The sequence below is a fragment of the Peribacillus loiseleuriae genome (assembly GCF_001183985.1).
Taxonomy (GTDB): domain Bacteria; phylum Bacillota; class Bacilli; order Bacillales; family DSM-1321; genus Peribacillus; species Peribacillus loiseleuriae.
This window is the reverse complement of sequence record NZ_LFZW01000001.1, coordinates 2,983,056-3,001,458: the sequence shown is the minus strand read 5'-3', so window position 1 is coordinate 3,001,458 and position 18,403 is coordinate 2,983,056. Positions and strand designations below refer to the sequence as shown.

Here is an 18,403-nt window from a genome sequence, read left to right as displayed (position 1 = left end):
TATGTTAGAAAACTATTAATCTATAGGTTTTCCTGAAAAAATTATCGAATTTTACTACTATGACTAGCTGTTCATTACTTAATTTTCCCTCAAGGTAATTCATGGTAAGAATGTTACAAAAAAAGCCGTGTTATGATTTCGGTAGAAAGAAAACACCATTGAATTTCAGGGAGGAATTAATAATGAACAAGAAATCACTATTTACAGCAGCGGCTGCAGCGGCCCTAATATTCACAGGAGTTGGAGCGAAAGAGGCTGATGCTTCTACAATAAAAAATGTAAACATTCAAACAGTAGCATTTAAGGTTAATAGCCAAGAAGATTTGCAAAAAACATTAGAACAATATCTTGCAAACTATAATATTCCGGTACACTTTAACATTCAAAAACAGTATGGTACAACAACTAAACAATATACGACAACACCAACAGCTCCAGATATGCAACCGACAAAAGCACCTGCAAAACAGCCTGTTAAAACGCCAGTTGCACAGCCAGCTGAAAAACCAATAAAAACACCGACTGTTCCTACACAAACTCAAACGCCACCACCTGCTTCAACGCCGACTAATTCTGGAACTCCAACAAGTTCTTCAATTAGCCAATTTGAAAAAGAAGTGGTTGAGCTGACAAATGCCGAGCGTGCAAAATCTGGTTTAAAAGCTCTTACAATTGATACAGAGTTAAGCAAAGTTGCACGTGCAAAATCTCAAGATATGAAAGACCGTAACTACTTTGATCACACTAGTCCAACATATGGTTCACCATTTGATATGATGAAACAATTTGGCATCAGCTATTCTTCTGCTGGTGAAAATATTGCAAAAGGTCAGACAACTCCTCAACAAGTAGTACAAGCATGGATGAACAGTGAAGGTCACCGTGCTAACATCTTAAATGCAAGCTACACACATATTGGCGTCGGCTATGTACAAGCAGGCAACTATTGGACACAAATGTTCATCGGTAAATAATTTAGCAAATTGCTAAGAATAGGCTTCCACCCAACATATAACGGGGTGGAGGCCTTTTTGTTGTCTGGCGTAACTATACGGAATTATTTATGTGGAACAATTAATTTGAATGTCCGCTTCCACTGAAAGGCCAACCCCTCGAGGTTACGCTGAGGTTGATAAAGGAGCTTGTCCGTTTTTATTTTATGATTAAAAAAGCAATTTGATACCGCTCTTTCCTCGAAACAGAAATGGACGTCTCATTAAATTTCCGAGACGTCAATTTCAGAAAACTGAATATCCTGCTGCTTAGCAAGCCGAATTTCCAGTGTTTCATTTTTGTATTGCGCCGACGTTCCTTTTTTCTTCACGATGCATGGTAGGGTAGTAACGAGTTTTTCTTCACATCCAGGAATGCCATCTATCAAAAGCTGATTTGAAGTATGATAGATTTTTAAATTCCTAATACATGTCGAATCTTTAATTAGGATGCGAACGTAAACATCTGAATGCGTTTCAAATACAGCAGTTTGTAGTTTTTCGTCTGATGAGGTGTTTTGTTGTGTGTGTGAATTAGAGTTTGGGTTTTGTTGATTCATGAACTGTTGCATCTGATCAGGCATCGCTTGTGAAAAAATTTGATTCATGAACGATTGGATATCATTTGGGTTCATATGCTTGATTTTATCAGAACTATTTTTCTGAAAAGAGAAAAGAGAACTCCACGGAAACATTCTGTACACCTCATTTCTTCTTCGGTAAGGGCCGTACAAGGATTTAAACCAATTAGTTACGTTATAATATGCAAAAGTGCTCTATAGGGTAACGAATAGGATTGATCATGGGGGATTCAAAATAGTGAATCAACTTTTATTATGTGGGAATACAGGCAATGTGGTATGTAAGGGGGATTGTGGGTAAGCGTAAGGAATATGAAATAAATCGGTAATGCGCTACCCAAGTTTAGAAAAAAACCATTCCTGTTAATATGCCAGGAATGGTGATGAATACTCTAAATTCGCTACTAAATCTTAAGTTTGGGGATGTACAACGAAATAGTGCGCCCTCGTATAACTGCTGATACAGTTCAAATTAAATGCATATATAACAATAAACTGCATTTAGAGTGTTAAGACAAACCTTTTTAGATCATTTTCTTTTTTAATTTTCTTTCATCGGTGAAAATTTCACTCGCTGCAAGAATAGAAGTCGAGCTAATAATCCAATAGCTCCTAATGCAAGGCCCGAGATCAGACCAATCCAATATCCGAATGGACCTAAATCCGTAAAGTGTGCAAGGATAAACCCAAAGGGAAGCCCGATAACCCAGTAAGAGACTAATGACATGAAGAATGTAAAATTCACATCTTTATACCCGCGAAGAATTCCTTGGATGGGGGCTTGGATGGCATCTGAAATTTGAAAAAAGATCGCATAGATTAGAAAGTGTGTTGTCAATTTTAGGACAAGCTGATCATCTGTGTAAATTGAAGCAACTTGCTCTCGTAAAAAAAAGATAACAAGAGAGAAAACTAAGGACATCAAGACTGCAATGGATATTCCGATTTTGCTGTATTCAAGTGCGTCACTGTACCGTTTTGCGCCAACTTCAAAAGCAATAACAATGGTTAATCCCATCGAGATACTCAATGGTGCCATATATAGAAATGAAGCAAAGTTCATCGCAATTTGGTGAGAAGCAATTGTGATCGTATCATAATTACTCATTAACAAAGTGACAGCTGCAAAAATACTCGTTTCAAAAAAGATTGAAAAACCAATTGGTAGCCCGATGACAAGGAGGGTTTTCCAATTTTTTAATGATACTCGATAAAACCTTTCAAAAATTCGATAGGAGGCAAAAGGTTCTACCTTCATCACAACTAATATGGCGATGATAAAAATCAACCAATAAGTGATGGCTGTAGCATAACCAGAACCAACTCCTCCTAGTTCAGGGAAACCTAATTTACCATAAATTAATAAATAATTAAAAATGATATTGATAGGTAATGCGGATAGTGTGATGAGCATTGAAATTTTCGTTTGGCCAAGACCATCCATGAACGAACGGAGAACATTAAATACAAAAAGCGGTAGAATTCCGAAACCAAGTCCTACTAAAAAGGAATGAGCAATTTGTTCCACAGCAGGTTCTAGATTCATCTTCGTTAAAATAGGGTTAAGAAAGATGAATCCGATTATTGTAATACCAACTCCAATAGCGAGAGCCAAATATATCGCTTGAATGATATTAAAAGGTACTTTTTTTGTATCTTTCGCTCCGATTAATTGAGAAATAATAGGGGGGATAGCAAGTAGTATACCGCCTAGTCCTGAATAAATAGGCATCCACAATGAGCTGCCGATAGAAACCCCTGCAACATCAGCAGTGCTGTATCTTCCGGACATCATAATATCAAAGAAGGTCATTGCGAATAAACTGAGTTGCGTGATGAGTAATGGGAATAAAATGACGAATAATTGACGGATTTTTTCGCTATTTGTAAAGGTCTTTTGCATAATATTACCTCGATTTATTAATTTTTGCACAATGATAGAATTATATCATAAGTTGCAGTGCCTGCCAGTTAATTAGCGAAAAATGTCGATATTACATACTACAGCTTGGGGCTGTTGACCTGTTTTTATTCAAATCGATAAGATTTACGCTGTGTATAAGCTGAAGATGTGGTAAGATGAGGGGTAGAAATTTTTGGCTTTGGAAGGTGAATCAAATGAAAAAGAAGATTGTGTTTACAGGTGGGGGTTCTGCTGGTCATGTTTCAGTCAATACAGCAATCATCCCTGAATTTTTGAAAAATAATTGGGAAGTTACATATATAGGCTCTGAAAAAGGAATCGAAAGAGAAATCATTGAAAAAGAATTTCCAACCGTCAACTATCAAACGGTTTCTGTTGGGAAATTGAGAAGATATATGTCATTGGAGAATTTGAAGGATCCATTTCGTGTTATAAAAGGAATATTCGATGCAAGGAAAATTCTTAAACAAATCCGGCCTGAATTTGTTTTCTCAAAAGGCGGTTTCGTTTCAGTACCTGTTGTATTGGCAGCAAAAATGTTACGAATTCCAGTGTTTATCCATGAATCCGATTATACCCCTGGTCTTGCGAATAAACTAGCGATGCCATTTGCTTCAAAAATATTTACGACATTTGAAGAAACGGAAAAACATGTCGCGAAATCAAAATCCATCTATATTGGTGCAGTCCTTCGCGACGGAATATTTAAGGGGAATGCTGACAAAGGTAGAGAGAGATCAGGTTTTGATAAAAGTAAACCTGTTTTGCTTGTAATGGGGGGAAGCCTGGGGGCTGTCAGAATTAATAACCTAATAACGGAAAATCTTGATGACCTATTAGGTTTCTACCAGATTATTCACATATGCGGTAAAGGAAATGTTCAAGAAAATTTACGGAAGAAAGGGTATCAGCCATTTGAATATGTTCATGAGGAATTATTCGATATGCTGGCTTGTGCCGATGTAGTTGTATCTCGTGCAGGATCAAATTCTATTTATGAATTTCTTGGTCTTGAAATACCAATGCTACTCATTCCACTAAGCGCCAACGCTTCAAGAGGAGATCAAATCTTAAATGCGGCGAGCTTTGAAAATCAAGGTTTTAGTAAGGTGATTCAAGAGGAAAATCTAACGTATCAGGCTTTTTCGGATACGCTTGATCATTTGGTGGATGAATCACCACAATATAAAGCGAAAATGCATCAAAAACGACCGTTTAAAACCGGTACAGAGATGTATGAGTTGCTCATACAGCTTCAAAAATAATTCTTTGGATAAGTTATGTCACAATCCACTCCTAAGTTGAACAATCAGCAAATGGGGAGAGTGGCTATGTGCGTATAAAACGTATATTATTCGAAATCTCTATCAAGAAGTAATAAAAGTGGGAAAATAAGAAAAAACAAGCATGGAATTGATTCTATGCTTGTTTTTTTATTACTTAGCGATCTATACAAAATTATATAAGTGGATCACCTAATTTGTCTGTCCATATTCAGCGCAGTTGCCAAACGCCCCAACAAATTTGCTTTCCTTAAGGTATGACGTTGATCAAGGCACTTACACTGTTGTTCATTGTCTGAAAAAATGGATTTTTTTTCGTGATTACTTATTAGAGGGCTAAGCTAAAATTTTTTTAAAAAATTGCGAAGATGACAAGGATAAATAGCAAATAAAGAAGAATGAGCCATTTAAGGCAATAAAAATAACCAGTTCATAATTGATTTCCTGTCCACTAAACTTATCATTCATTTAGAAAAGGATAACAACATTGATAAAACAGACAGAGGAATGCCATCTCACTGCCTGTTTTTTATTTCAATTAAGCTTCTAATAATTGTTGGGTTTCATCATCGTCTTGACGGAGAACATGAAGATTATACAGATCTTTTGGGATTTCATAAAGATCATAAAGATTATCATGCTTATTTAATTGCTCATATAAATAGTTGCGAGATTCATTAGCTAATAATGCATAAGGTAGTTTTTCTGCAGCTTTAATGGAACGGATATTTTGCTTTCTTATTCTCATGAATACCGTTTCGATACCTAGCTCGAAAAAAACCTCATTAAAGAATGCTTCTTTTGCCATGGAATTATAGCCTTTTCCATGGTAAGGCTTCCCCAACCATGTTCCTAGAAACCCTGCATGATTTTCAATATCGAATAATGAAATAGTACCAATCGGTGTACCCCATTCATCGGTAATTGTTCTGGAAATCAATTCGCCTTTTTCTTCTGCTTCCACCGTTTGTTTCGTGACGAATAGATACTCTTCATAGGAGTCTACTTTATGGCGCACGAAAGGGAAGACATCTGGATGCGTCATAATTTCATAAAGAGGATAACAATCAGCAAAGTCTCTCTTTTTTAACATTTCCGTCCCTCCGTTTGAGGGCAGTCCTAGTGTATACCTGCTCTCACCCTCGAAATTTTTTAGTCATTCATCAAAAAATTTCGGGGTGGGAATCGAACCCACTAGAACCGGAAACCGGTGGCGCACCATTTGCCTTCCCTATTTTTATTTTTCAGCAATATCATTAAAACAAAAGATCCTAAAAAGATAATACTAAAAAAAGTTTAAAAAGAAAATAGGTATTTGCGGTTTTTTTTTCAACAAATTTCAACAATTTTATGGACATATTAACTTGTTGATTCCAGAATGCATTTTCTATAAACAAATGGATGTAAATTATCGGAAATAAGTCTGTTTAGAGGTTGAAGGTATGGCTAAAATTTTCCGGTATATTGAAGTATTAAAATCAGCCCTCCTAATGTCCAAACATAAATGGAGAAAATTTTCAGTGATCTTTTCTTTAAAAAATTTATCATCCACATCACGGCTAAATAGCCGAAAAATGCGGAAGAGAGAGTGCCGAGAAACAGTGTTGAAAACGGTAAAGGTTCAATAGCTCCTGTAATGACCGGTTTTAATTGAAAAACGATTCCGCCGCTAATCGCTGGAATTGATAATAAAAAAGAAAAATAAGCTGCTGTTGCACGATCAAGCTTGCATAATAGACCTGCTGCTATCGTTAACCCGGAACGTGAGAGGGCTGGCATGATGGAAAAAGCTTGGAAGCTTCCAATTATAAAGGCATCTTGGATAGTGATTCCGTCAAGGGTTTTCGTACCCCGTCGAGAATTGTCAGCCATCCATAAAATGAATCCTGTAGCAAGAAATTCCCACCCAATCGTCACACCCGTCTTGGACAATTCATCAAACCAGTCATTAAGAAGTAATCCCGCAACTACCGCTGGAATCGTACCGACGATCAGCAATGCAGTTAATTTTGAAAAGGGCTTTTTTATTAAGTGACCAAGTTCGTTTTTATAGACAACGAGGAGAGCGAGAAGTGTGCCGATATGCAGCATCGTATCAAGGTAGATGCCCGCTTCGTCTAGATTGAATAAATGCCTACCTAAATATAAATGACCTGTACTTGATATAGGAAGAAACTCTGTTAGACCTTGTATAAGTCCGAGAATAATGGCTTGAACTTCGTTTAACAAGGAACTTCACCTCTCTTTTTTGTATGAAGGACATGGGGACGGGGCTTCGCGACTTACTAAATTAGACAATCTACTTAGCAGGTATACTGATTTTACCGAAAAAGCATCCAACATTCCGGTTCCGCACATGCTACAGGATTTATCCTTCATGGTAAATGGTGGCGTTTAACGCCATATTCGTTTTGTTCATTTAAGGCAATCATCACTTTCATATGTATGCCTGTCTAAATTGAACATGTTCATAATATTTTTTATTCAAAGTGAAACTTTTTCTGAAAAATTCGTATAGAATAGGGTAGGAGTAAAAGAGGAGGGGATTTTGATGCCGAATCAAGATGAAAAATTTTTGGCAATGTTAATTTATTTAATTAGCTTTTTTACAGTTTTTATAGGTCCTTTAATCATATGGTTAATAAAAAAGGATTCTTCCAAATTTATAGATTACCATGGAAGGGAATATTTGAATTTTCTTATTTCTTACACAATCTATACATTTGTTGCATCGCTCACATTTCTTATATTAATCGGCTTTGTTTTGGTTCCGGTTGTTGCAATTGCGGCATTTATCTTTACAATTATCGGCGCTGTGAAGGCGTATGAAGGAACCGAGTATAAGATTCCATTTATTTTTCGAATGTTATAAGCCACCTCGATAAAAGTCAGTCCTCTTATTCTATTACAGCATATAGTGTTAATTATATTTATCATTGCTGTAATAGTAGCTATGAGGTCTGACCTTTTGTTCTACTAAGGAAAGGCTCTTTTCGTAAAGATTGTTATTATTAGCAAAACAAATTCGAACAGATGTTGATTGTAGTGGAAGGTACGGGACTCCTGAGACCACCCGCGGAAAGCGAGTACCTGCAACGGGAATCAACCCAGGATATTGATGGAAATATCATTTAAAAGCAACAAATTATGTGAAAACAGCCAAAGGAGAAAACTACCTTCAGGGTTCAATCCCAATTTTTTTCGTAGGTTGTCCAAGGCGTACGTTTCAGACGAGCAAAATATATGAAGAGAATACCACTCTCCATACGTATTGCTCGTCTACTATTTGCCCTCAGGTTGGTCAAGGCCTTTGCTCTTTTGTTTATAAGGCAGCCTTTTTTATTTTTACCTCTTTTTCAGTCAAAATTCTCATTCTATCAGGTCGTTTTTTTGAATAAACTAATTGGACAAGCAAGTAGGGAGATTTAAAAAAGTTGCCGTTTTCCAATTATGAACATGGCCTATGGAGGAGAGAAGATGGATATTCAGAGGTATTATGAAAAATCAGCGAAAATTTCCTATTATGCAGCCATGATTTCACTACTCATCGCGATTCTCTTTTTGGTGTTTCATTTTGTAGGGGGAATGGCTGGAAATATTATTTGGTTAACTCTTCCTTTTATAATTCTTAGTCTGAACTATTATATACGTTTTCGTTTGTATGAAAAACATATGAAAGATACACCAGTAAATGTCCAGTCACAAAGAACGCAGCTTCTTGATTCAGAGCATTTGTTGATAACCTTTTTGCCAGCCCCGACCTTAAGAATGCAATTTTTTAACAAAGATGGGGCTGTCGTAGGGGAAATTAGAGATCAAGACATGTCTTGGTACAAGTGGCTGCTGCCAAATGCTGTATCTATGTTTATGCCAAAACGCTACGGATTATATGATTGTTTTGGAAATCAGCTTGCGGAATTTCAGACTGGGGCAGGGCTGTGGAGTAATATGATTGTGAGGGATCATGAGGGAAATAAAATTGGACGATATAAAGAAAATGGAAAAAGGGCTTTTGTCAAAACAACTGGGATGATTTCAAAACCGGATGGAACAGATTGGATCCCTATCAAAATTGGAGGATTAAGCTCATTTCAATTGGATGAGATGAATGGAAAAAAACTTGCTTCGTTTCAAACAGGATGGATGCCGCGGGAATGGGGAAAACTGTTTAAAAACCCTAATATGCCTATCCTAACATTTCATGAAAAAACAGATTTAGAAGTAAAACTCGTGACGTTCGGTTTCTTATCCGCAATCTTCCATCATGTCTCTAATTGAAGAGAAAACTAAAAAAATGTAAAAACGAGACGTTTATTTAAGCGAATTATCAAATGTTTTGTTATAATTTAAGAATTCTAAAGGAAAAGCGGTGCAAATGATGAATTTATTAGAAGAAATAATTACCTTTAATGAAAAATTTGTCGAAGAAGAAGAATATGTAAGATATGCAACAGACAAATTTCCTGACAAAAAACTGCTAATACTTAGCTGTATGGACACTCGACTTGTCGAGTTATTGCCAAAATCTATGAATTTAAAAAATGGCGATGTGAAATTCGTTAAAACAGCAGGTGCAACTGTTTCTCATCCATTCGGAAGTGTGATGCGGAGTATGCTTGTTGCTGTTTATGAACTGAAAACAGATGAAATCTTTGTTGTTGGACATCATGATTGCGGCATGGCTGCGATAAATGCAGATGTCATGATTGAAGAAATGAAGGAACGCGACATTACATCTGAAACACTAAGTACAATCGAAAACTCGGGAATTGATGTTAAGAAGTGGTTACGCGGATTTGAAGATGTAAGTGAAAGTGTAAAAAACAGCGTCAACATTATTAAAAACCATCCGTTAATGCCAACAGGTATTGCCGTACATGGTCTTGTAATCGCCCCTGATACGGGAAAATTGGATGTAATTGTCGATGGTTACATAGATTTACATAAATGAATAAATTTGACAGTTGTTTTTACAGGACTTTTTGAACAACCTCTTACAGGGAGTGCATGTATCATTGTGAAAAGGATTCTGATTATTAGAATCTAAATTAGAAGACTTGCATCTTAGTGAATGTGTGATAAACTCACGCAGTGTGGTTTGTCACATCTACAAACGGGTGGGAGAGGGATAAAACTATAGGGAAGTTAAAATGAAAAAGACGATCTTAGAATCTTACTATAAGTTTGCAGAGAGCAACACAACAGGGAAACGAGAAGTACTAGCAGGATTTGTTAGCTATTTCACCATTGTATATATCATCGTTGTCAATTCGATGATTCTTTCAGAAGCCGGAATTCCTCTCAATGGAGCAATTTTCGCAACCATCTTGATTTCTGCAGTAGGTTGTATTTTCATAGGCCTGTATGCAAATGTGCCAATTATCCTTGTGCCTGGTATGGGAATTAATGCAATGTTCGCATACACGATGGTGCAAGGAATGGGCTTATCTTGGCAATCAGCTCTTGCAGCTGTGTTTGTATCAGGGCTCATTTTTGTTGCTATTGCCTTTTCACGCTTTTTAAATGTCATCAATACAAGTATCCCACATTCTTTGAAAGAAGCAATTTCAATTGGTCTTGGGCTATTCCTTCTTTTTCTCGGTTTGGAAAAAGGAGGGCTGATTACAGCCGGATCCTCTACACTTCTTCAAGTGGGCGACTTTGGCAGTATGGAAGTCATTGCAACAATTTTGACAATGATTCTTGCTTTTGTACTTTTTATTCGCAATGTACCGGGCAATTTTCTTCTTACAATTATCGCCGGAACTGCAATTGCATGGTTTTGTGGGACAATCAAGCTTGCGGATATTGCATTTTCAGTTCCAGAGGTTAGTGAGTACAAAGAAGTGTTTTTTGCCCTTACTTTTGTAGAAATCAATCGTCTCGAATTTTGGATTGCTGTCTTCTCGATGACCATGGTGCTTGTATTCGAAAATATCGGGCTCGTTCATGGGTATGTGAATAGTGTTGGCAAGCCTGAGCGTTACAAAAAAGCGTTTCAAGCAACCGGGGTATCTATACTCCTTTCTGGAATATTTGGGTCAAGTCCACCAGTTGCGACAGTAGAAAGCGCTGCGGGCATAGCATCAGGAGGACGTACTGGATTTACATCGGTCGTAACAGGAATTCTATTCCTTTTCTCGTTTTTGTTTGTTCCTGTCATTAAAGTGATTCCGAACAGCTCAATCGCTCCGATACTTATCATCATCGGTATTTTAATGCTTTCGAATATTAAACATCTTGATTTTGGTGATTTCTCAGAAAGTATCCCAGCCATTATGATTATAGTCATGATCCCATACACACTTAGTATTCCTGATGGCATGGCTGCTGGATTTATCTTATATCCGATACTGAAAATTGCTGCTGGCAAAGCTAATCAAGTATCAAAACCGATGTATTTCATTGCGTTGTTATTTCTTGCTTACTTTGTTATTGGGGTAATCAGTTAAAAAGTAGGCGACTGACTGCCACCTAAATATCTGTTGATCATTTAACAATCATCTTGATATTGTATAGTTTTTAGTCTAGTCGCCTTCATTTTTTTGACGCTTATTGATGGAAGCTCCTGTAATGAATCCATTAATGATTCCATGTATGAACCTAGCAGAATATTTTTACATCAGATAAAGAAAGAAGCCTAAAAAAAGTCTTAAATCAAGTTTCTTTCTTTGGTCTTGCTGATTTTACATGGGTTGTATGGATGCAAACATGATTATACTGTTCATGTATTTTCCTTTCCCTAAAGAATAAGATAATGTATACTTAAATCAAGTTAATATTCTGAATACGAGAGACCACAAAATACGTAGCAATGGCTGTGTGCGTTGTGGCCTCTTTTTTGTTTCAAGCATATTTCCTTGAACTACCCACCACTTAGCTATCGCTTGAAGTGTGGGAGTCCTACGAACACCCGTGTATCCACCGGTTATTGAGTAGGCTCTACCCGTAGTCCCTACGGTGAAAGCACAAAGTATCTTGTACGTTGGATTCACCACAGACATTCTCCTTTGCTTGGTTATCGCTACTTCGAACGCCATGGGACGCTTAGAACGTTGAAAATTTTATATGACAGACGTTTTTTCCTGTCACAACCTTATATCTTCAGTTTTCAAAGAACAACTTACAGGAACATTGTACCGTGCGAACGAATGTTTCTCTATGCAGAAAATTGAAGTGGGAGTTTTCTCGCCTAAAATGATAAAAAATTGGGTATTTCATTAAAAAGAGCATCATCAAGGAGGAAAAGCGATGAGTTTTTCAAGCTTAGATAGAAATGAGAGGATACATAAAGTCCAAGAACAAGAATTTGATTTATTAGTGATCGGGGGTGGAATCACAGGTTCAGGTATCGCCCTTGATGCGACAACCCGTGGTATGGAAACAGTATTAGTGGAAATGCAAGATTTCGCAGCAGGTACTTCGAGCCGCTCAACAAAACTCGTTCACGGTGGACTTCGTTATTTAAAACAGTTTGAAGTTGGGATGGTTGCTGAAGTTGGTAAAGAACGCGCGATTGTTTATGAAAATGGTCCTCACGTAACAACACCGGAATGGATGATTTTGCCATTTTACTCTGGAGGAACATATGGTAAATTTATGACTTCGATCGGTTTACGAATTTATGATTTTTTAGCTGGGGTAAAAAGAAATGAACGAAGATCCATGCTAACAGTAGAGGAAACGATAAAGAAAGAACCTCTTGTAAAACGAAAAAACTTAATGGGCAGTGGCTATTATGTAGAATACCGTACAGATGATGCCCGATTAACGATTGAAGTGGCGAAGAGGGCATCAGAACTAGGTGCTGAGTTATTAAATTATGCAAAAGTAGTTGACTTTACTTATGAAAATGGAAAAGTGACAGGAGCGATCGTAGAAAATGTGTTGACAAAGCAGAGATTTATCATTAAAGCGAAGAAAGTCATCAATGCTTCAGGTCCGTGGGTGGAAACCCTTTTACAAAAAGATGAATCAAAAAAAGGGAAAACATTGCATTTAACAAAGGGCGTACATATTGTAATAGACCAATCCAGTTTTCCTCTGAAACAGGCGGTTTATTTCGATACACCAGACGGCCGTATGATTTTCGCGATTCCTCGTGCAGGTAAAACATATGTAGGAACAACTGATACATTTTATGAAAACGATCCACTGAATCCTAAAATGACTTTAGCAGACCGTGACTATATTCTCAATGCGATTAAATTCATGTTTCCAGAAGTGAATATTACTAGCGATGACGTTGAATCTAGCTGGGCTGGTGTTCGCCCACTTATTCACCAAGAAGGAAAAGACCCATCAGAAATTTCTAGGAAAGATGAAATTTGGGTGTCTGATTCTGGATTGGTTACAATCGCAGGTGGTAAATTAACTGGTTATCGTAAAATGTCCCAACAAGTGCTTGATAAGGTGGTGAAAAGCTTCGAAACAGAATATAGAATTAAATATGACAGATGCCAAACTAAGGATGTTCGCATCTCTGGCGGTGAAGTAGGTGGATCGAAAAACTTTCATACATATATAGAATCTCAAAAAGAAAAGGGAGAAGCAGTTGGACTTGACTCTAATCAGGCTCTGGCAATTGCGCAAATGTATGGTTCCAATGCAACTGATGTTTTTGATCTTATTAAAGGTAAATGTAGTGATGCCAAGCAATATAATCTGCCTTTAGATGTTTACGGCATGCTGGTATATGCGATTCAAGCAGAAAGCGCTCTAACGCCTGTTGATTTCCTTATGAGACGGACAGGAGCAATCCTGTTTAATATTCAAGGAGCAAAAGCTTGGAAAGATGGAGTTATTGACTTTATGAGCGATATCTTCCAATGGACAGAAACGGAAAAACAGCAGTATACAATTGCTTTAGAAGAGCAATTATATGCAGCACAGCATCCCAGGTAATAATGGAAAACCAAAGATGACAACCAGGATGAACATTTCCTGCTTGTCATTTTTTTTATGTAGCAAAAACCCATCTTTTTTATAAAAAGGTTTACAACTTTAGGTGATTAAAGACATAAAAAAACCTAGGACGAGCAACTTAATAATAAAGTGAAACTAGCGGGGGCTTCTTCAACCTGCACTGATGGTTAGTCACGCAGAGCATGATTGCTTTTTTATAGGCTGAAGCCCAAAGAAAAATCTTATTTCACAAATCGTGGATTTACAGGCTGTTTTTCCCCCGCCTATTATTTCTTGATTCTCCCACAAAAATTGAAGTGAGGGAAATTACAGCCTGTTAAACCGGGATAAAAAGGAAAGGTTGGACATACGATGAGAATACTCCTTAGCTTTCTAATCGTCACAATATATTCATTTACAATTGGACTACCTATTTTTGCAATACCTATTCCTGCAGAATTAGCGCCACTAACAAACACATCAGAATTTGCAGAACGTAAGGTTGCTTATTTAACCTTTGACGATGGTCCGTCTCACAATACAATTCCAATTCTCGATATATTAGACAAGTACGACATTAAGGCAACCTTTTTTGTTATGGCAAATCGACAAAGCTATGCAGAACAGGCTTATGTAGAAATGGTGAGACGCGGCCATACAATTGCCCTACATTCGAATACCCATGATTATCGAGTCATTTACAGATCGAAAGAGGCTTTTTTTAAAGATATGGGGAAATTAGAGTCGTTGCTGGATAATAAATATGCTATAAATACAAAGTTAATTCGCTTCCCAGGTGGTTCCAATAATATGCTTATTCAAAGGAATGAAAAGAAATCGATTCGTACAGATATTATTTCAGAACTTGAACAAAGGGGCTATACGTATTTCGACTGGAATGTAGACTCAAAGGACGGCATTAGTCCGATGATTAGTCAACAAACCATTACGCAATCTGTATTAACTGAAGCGAAGAAGCATAAGCAAGCAGTAATTTTACTACATGACATCGATGATATGAAAAACACAGTTAGAGCATTACCTGATATCATTATCGGGCTTAAAAAGCAAGGCTTCGAATTTGAAATGATAACGAAAGACAATGGAAAAGTACAATTTCCATGAAAAATGAACTTGCAACAGTCGGGTCTCCTGAAAGAAAATTTGAATTATTTAAACAAAAGGAGTAAATAAATGTTTTTTTGAAAGTATTAAAAAACGAGAGTGTTTCCTAAAACGAAAGGGTTAAAATTTACAAATATATACAGTATATTTTACGAATATGAACTACTATAAACTGTGTATAAAGGAGATTTAACCCTTTCAAGACGCCATTACTTAATTTCGTATTTCGTTTGGAGAAAATTATTGTTGTAAAGTTTTAATTTTTATGAAAGTAACAAGGTTATTATGTATAATGATCTTGAGGTTTAAAAGAACAGTCGAAAATTCAAATCAGAATATGTTGAAAGTGTGCAAAAAGATTCAACAATATACCAAAATACTATGTTCATTCAAACTTATAAAATTCAACTCTATTTAATAAAATCCTAGAGTTTTAGAAAAGAAAAGTAAGAAGAAAGCTGAATAATATAGAAAATTTAAGACGTTAGACATGAATTATTGCAATGAGTCAGCATAATTATGTTTTTTCCTCGATTTTTCTAGGTTTAACCTTTGGATATTTGTTAAAAACATGGTAGTATAATTATTGAAAACGTTTTATCATTTAAATATTGATAATAGTATAAAAATATAACTTTTTTAGAAGTTCTTTAATAAAAAAGTTAGCTAATATCATCGGGGATGGGTAAAACGAAATAAAAATTATTAGTTAAATTTGGGGGTTTAAAAAAATGACCATCAAGGAAGCTAAGGCATATGACCCATGGAAAGCTTTTTCTGGTCCAAACCTTGGGTACGTCTTGGAGCAATACGACCTATTTCAACAAAATCCGGATTCAGTCAATCCAGAGCTACAAAACTTTTTTGAAAATTCCGGACCACCTATAGTAAACACTGTAGCAGGTCAAAAAACAGTCGTAGAACATCAAACGACTGTAGTTTCGGCAGGAGATGTACTTTCAATGAAGAAAATCACATCTGCTGTTAAACTTACAGAAAATATTCGTTCATATGGTCATTTAGCAGCGAATATTAATCCGTTGAACGAAGTGGCGTTGGATAATGAACTTCTCCATTTGGAGAAATACGGGTTAACAGCTGACGATTTGCGTAAAATTCCGGCTGACTTTATTTGCCCTGAATCACCTGAATCCGTAAAAGATGGTTATGAAGCATTTCGTTATTTAAAGGAGCTTTATACAAAAACGATTGCTTTTGAATTTTCCCAAGTGAATGACTTGAATGAAAGACAATGGCTTATCGATGCAGTTGAATCAGGAAGTATTTTTCCAGAGGTTACAAATGAGCAAAAAGCCATTTTATATAAACGATTAGCGGAAGTTGAAGGATTTGAGAAATTCCTTCACCGTACGTATGTTGGACAAAAGCGCTTTTCAATTGAAGGGCTTGATATGCTGGTCCCTGTTCTTGATCATTTAATTTCTCAAACTGTTCAAAATGGCACAACTAACGTAAATATTGCAATGGCGCACCGTGGACGTTTGAATGTATTAGCGCACGTACTTGGTAAACCGTATGAAATCATTTTCTCTGAATTCCAGCATAGCCCTAATAAGGATTTAGTCCCATCTGAAGGGTCGATAGGTATAAATTATGGCTGGACAGGTGACGTTAAGTATCATTTAGGATTGGATACACTTATCACAAATGGAAAAACACAAAAAGCAAGAATTACACTAGCTAATAATCCGTCCCACTTAGAGGTAGTTGGCCCAATTGTTGAAGGATATTCTCGTGCCGCACAAGAAAATCGGACAGAAGCGGGCTTCCCAAAACAAGATATCTCTCGTTCAATGGCGATTCTTATACATGGTGATGCAGCATTTCCAGGAGAAGGCATTGTCCCTGAAACGCTTAATTTAAGCCGTTTAAAAGGGTACCAAACGGGTGGAACGATTCATATTATCGCGAACAATATGATTGGATTTACGACTGAAAGTGAAGACTCTCGTTCTACTAAATATGCAAGCGATCCTGCAAAAGGCTTTGAGGTACCGATTGTTCATGTGAATGCAGACGATCCAGAAGCATGCCTTTCTGCTGTTACACTTGCTATTCAATATCGTGAAAAGTACAAGAAAGATTTCTTGATAGATTTAATCGGATATAGAAGATTTGGACATAACGAGATGGATGAGCCACTAGTTACCCAACCAGGAATGTATGGTTTAATTCAAAAACATCTAACCGTTAAAGATTTATATGGGAAGAAATTGCTTGAAGCGAGTTCAATTAGTAATAAAAAACTCGAGGCACTGTCAGAACAAGTTGAGGAGAAATTGAAAAAGGCTTATGACAGAATTTCTGGCAACAAACCAGAAGCTGTATGTGAACTAGATCCACCTCAGACTGTTGAAAAAGGATTTCCAAAACTTGATACTACTATAGCTGCAGAAGATTTAATTCGTATGAATGAGGATCTTGTGAAATGGCCAGAAGGATTCCAGGTTAATAAGAAATTAGGTCGTATTCTTTCCCGTCGTCTCGATTCATTCGGAGAAGAAGGAAAAATTGATTGGGCTCATGCTGAAACATTAGCATTTGCTTCGATACTTTCAGATGGTACGCCGATTCGGTTAACTGGGCAGGACTCTGAACGTGGAACGTTTGCACAAAGAAATATCGTCTTACATGATAGTGAAAATGGTAAAACATACTCGCCGCTACATACATTAAAGACTGCTAAAGCATCTTTTGCTGTTCACAATAGTCCGTTAACGGAAACTGCAGTTCTTGCATTTGAATACGGATATAATGTTTTTGCACCTGAAACACTAGTGCTTTGGGAAGCACAATTTGGTGACTTTGCAAATACGGCTCAAGTAATCTTCGACCAGTTTATTGCTGCGGGTCGCGCTAAATGGGGGCAGAAATCTGGGCTCGTCATGCTTTTACCACATGGATATGAAGGGCAAGGACCAGAACATTCTAGTGCACGTTTGGAACGTTTCCTCTCCCTTGCTGCTGAAAACAACTGGACAGTTGCGAACTTAAGCTCTGCAGCCCAATATTTCCATGTGTTGAGAAGACAAGCGAAAATTCTTGAAATGGAACAAGTTCGTCCGTTAGTAATTATGGCACCAAAGAGTATGCTACGTAATCAAGTAATGGCTTCTACTGTAGCTGAATTCACGGAAGGTGAATTCCAGTCGTTTATTGAAACGCAAGCTTTAGGACAAAATTCTCAATTGGTTGAAAGGGTTGTTCTTTGTACAGGTAAGATAGCAGTAGAGATACGTGAAAAGCTTGTCAATGAATCAAATATTGACTGGCTCCAAGTCATCAGCCTTGAACAAATTTATCCATTCCCATTAAAGGGAATTAAGGAAGCTTTCGCTAAATATCCAAATTTAAAAGAAATAGTATGGCTCCAAGAAGAACCGAAGAACATGGGTGCATGGACATTTGTTGAGCCACGTCTATATGAAGTAGCTCCAGAGGGGGTTTCTGTCTCTTACATTGGCAGAAAGCGGAGATCGAGTCCATCAGAAGGGGACCCACTTGTTCACAAGCAAGAACAGAACCGTATTATGACTGAATCAATTACGCGTACTAATGAGGGGGAGAATTAAA

13 protein-coding genes are annotated in these 18,403 nt (G+C 37.0%); 9 read left to right on the top strand and 4 right to left on the bottom strand.

Annotated features, from left to right (window positions below):
- Nucleotides 1-182: 182 nt before the first annotated feature.
- Nucleotides 183-974, top strand: coding sequence for a CAP domain-containing protein (locus AC625_RS13940; RefSeq protein ID WP_049681818.1), 792 nt, complete (start codon nt 183-185; stop codon nt 972-974).
- Between the two features lie 242 nt (nt 975-1,216).
- Here AC625_RS13940 and AC625_RS13935 read toward each other — a convergent pair whose 3' ends face one another.
- Both AC625_RS13935 and AC625_RS13930 read right to left on the bottom strand, forming a co-directional pair.
- On the bottom strand, nt 1,217-1,687 hold the full coding sequence (locus AC625_RS13935; RefSeq protein ID WP_049681817.1) for a hypothetical protein: 471 nt from the start codon (nt 1,685-1,687) through the stop codon (nt 1,217-1,219).
- Between the two features lie 427 nt (nt 1,688-2,114).
- Nucleotides 2,115-3,476 (bottom strand): MATE family efflux transporter, encoded by a 1,362-nt coding sequence (locus AC625_RS13930; protein ID WP_049681816.1) that lies wholly within the window; start codon nt 3,474-3,476, stop codon nt 2,115-2,117.
- Nucleotides 3,477-3,691: 215 nt separating this feature from the next.
- Here AC625_RS13930 and AC625_RS13925 point away from each other — a divergent pair, with 215 nt between their 5' ends.
- Nucleotides 3,692-4,762 carry an undecaprenyldiphospho-muramoylpentapeptide beta-N-acetylglucosaminyltransferase gene (locus tag AC625_RS13925; RefSeq protein WP_049681815.1) on the top strand — a complete coding sequence of 357 codons (1,071 nt, stop codon included), beginning with the start codon at nt 3,692-3,694 and terminating at the stop codon, nt 4,760-4,762.
- A gap of 556 nt (nt 4,763-5,318) precedes the next feature.
- On the opposite strand, the gene AC625_RS13920 is transcribed toward AC625_RS13925, so the two are convergent.
- Complete coding sequence (locus tag AC625_RS13920) at nt 5,319-5,873, bottom strand: GNAT family N-acetyltransferase (RefSeq protein ID WP_049681814.1); 555 nt, start codon at nt 5,871-5,873, stop codon at nt 5,319-5,321.
- A gap of 353 nt (nt 5,874-6,226) precedes the next feature.
- A complete protein-coding gene (locus tag AC625_RS13915) occupies nt 6,227-7,009 on the bottom strand; it encodes an undecaprenyl-diphosphate phosphatase (protein ID WP_049681813.1) in 783 nt (260 codons plus the stop codon).
- 322 nt (nt 7,010-7,331) lie between these two features.
- On the opposite strand from AC625_RS13915, the gene AC625_RS13910 reads away from it, so the two are divergent.
- The 7 genes from AC625_RS13910 to sucA all read left to right on the top strand — a co-directional run bounded on the left by AC625_RS13910 (nt 7,332) and on the right by sucA (nt 18,402).
- Nucleotides 7,332-7,652 carry a DUF4870 domain-containing protein gene (locus AC625_RS13910; protein ID WP_049681812.1) on the top strand — a complete coding sequence of 107 codons (321 nt, stop codon included), beginning with the start codon at nt 7,332-7,334 and terminating at the stop codon, nt 7,650-7,652.
- Between the two features lie 605 nt (nt 7,653-8,257).
- Nucleotides 8,258-9,058 (top strand): hypothetical protein, encoded by an 801-nt coding sequence (locus tag AC625_RS13905; protein WP_049681811.1) that lies wholly within the window; start codon nt 8,258-8,260, stop codon nt 9,056-9,058.
- 100 nt (nt 9,059-9,158) lie between these two features.
- Nucleotides 9,159-9,731 (top strand): beta-class carbonic anhydrase, encoded by a 573-nt coding sequence (locus tag AC625_RS13900; protein WP_049683742.1) that lies wholly within the window; start codon nt 9,159-9,161, stop codon nt 9,729-9,731.
- A gap of 199 nt (nt 9,732-9,930) precedes the next feature.
- On the top strand, nt 9,931-11,232 hold the full coding sequence (locus AC625_RS13895; RefSeq protein ID WP_049681810.1) for an NCS2 family permease: 1,302 nt from the start codon (nt 9,931-9,933) through the stop codon (nt 11,230-11,232).
- A gap of 799 nt (nt 11,233-12,031) precedes the next feature.
- Complete coding sequence (locus tag AC625_RS13885; protein WP_049681808.1) at nt 12,032-13,684, top strand: glycerol-3-phosphate dehydrogenase/oxidase; 1,653 nt, start codon at nt 12,032-12,034, stop codon at nt 13,682-13,684.
- Between the two features lie 372 nt (nt 13,685-14,056).
- Nucleotides 14,057-14,809, top strand: coding sequence for a polysaccharide deacetylase family protein (locus AC625_RS13880; RefSeq protein ID WP_049681807.1), 753 nt, complete (start codon nt 14,057-14,059; stop codon nt 14,807-14,809).
- 731 nt (nt 14,810-15,540) lie between these two features.
- A complete protein-coding gene (gene sucA / locus AC625_RS13875; RefSeq protein WP_049681806.1) occupies nt 15,541-18,402 on the top strand; it encodes a 2-oxoglutarate dehydrogenase E1 component in 2,862 nt (953 codons plus the stop codon).
- Nucleotide 18,403 lies beyond the last annotated feature (1 nt).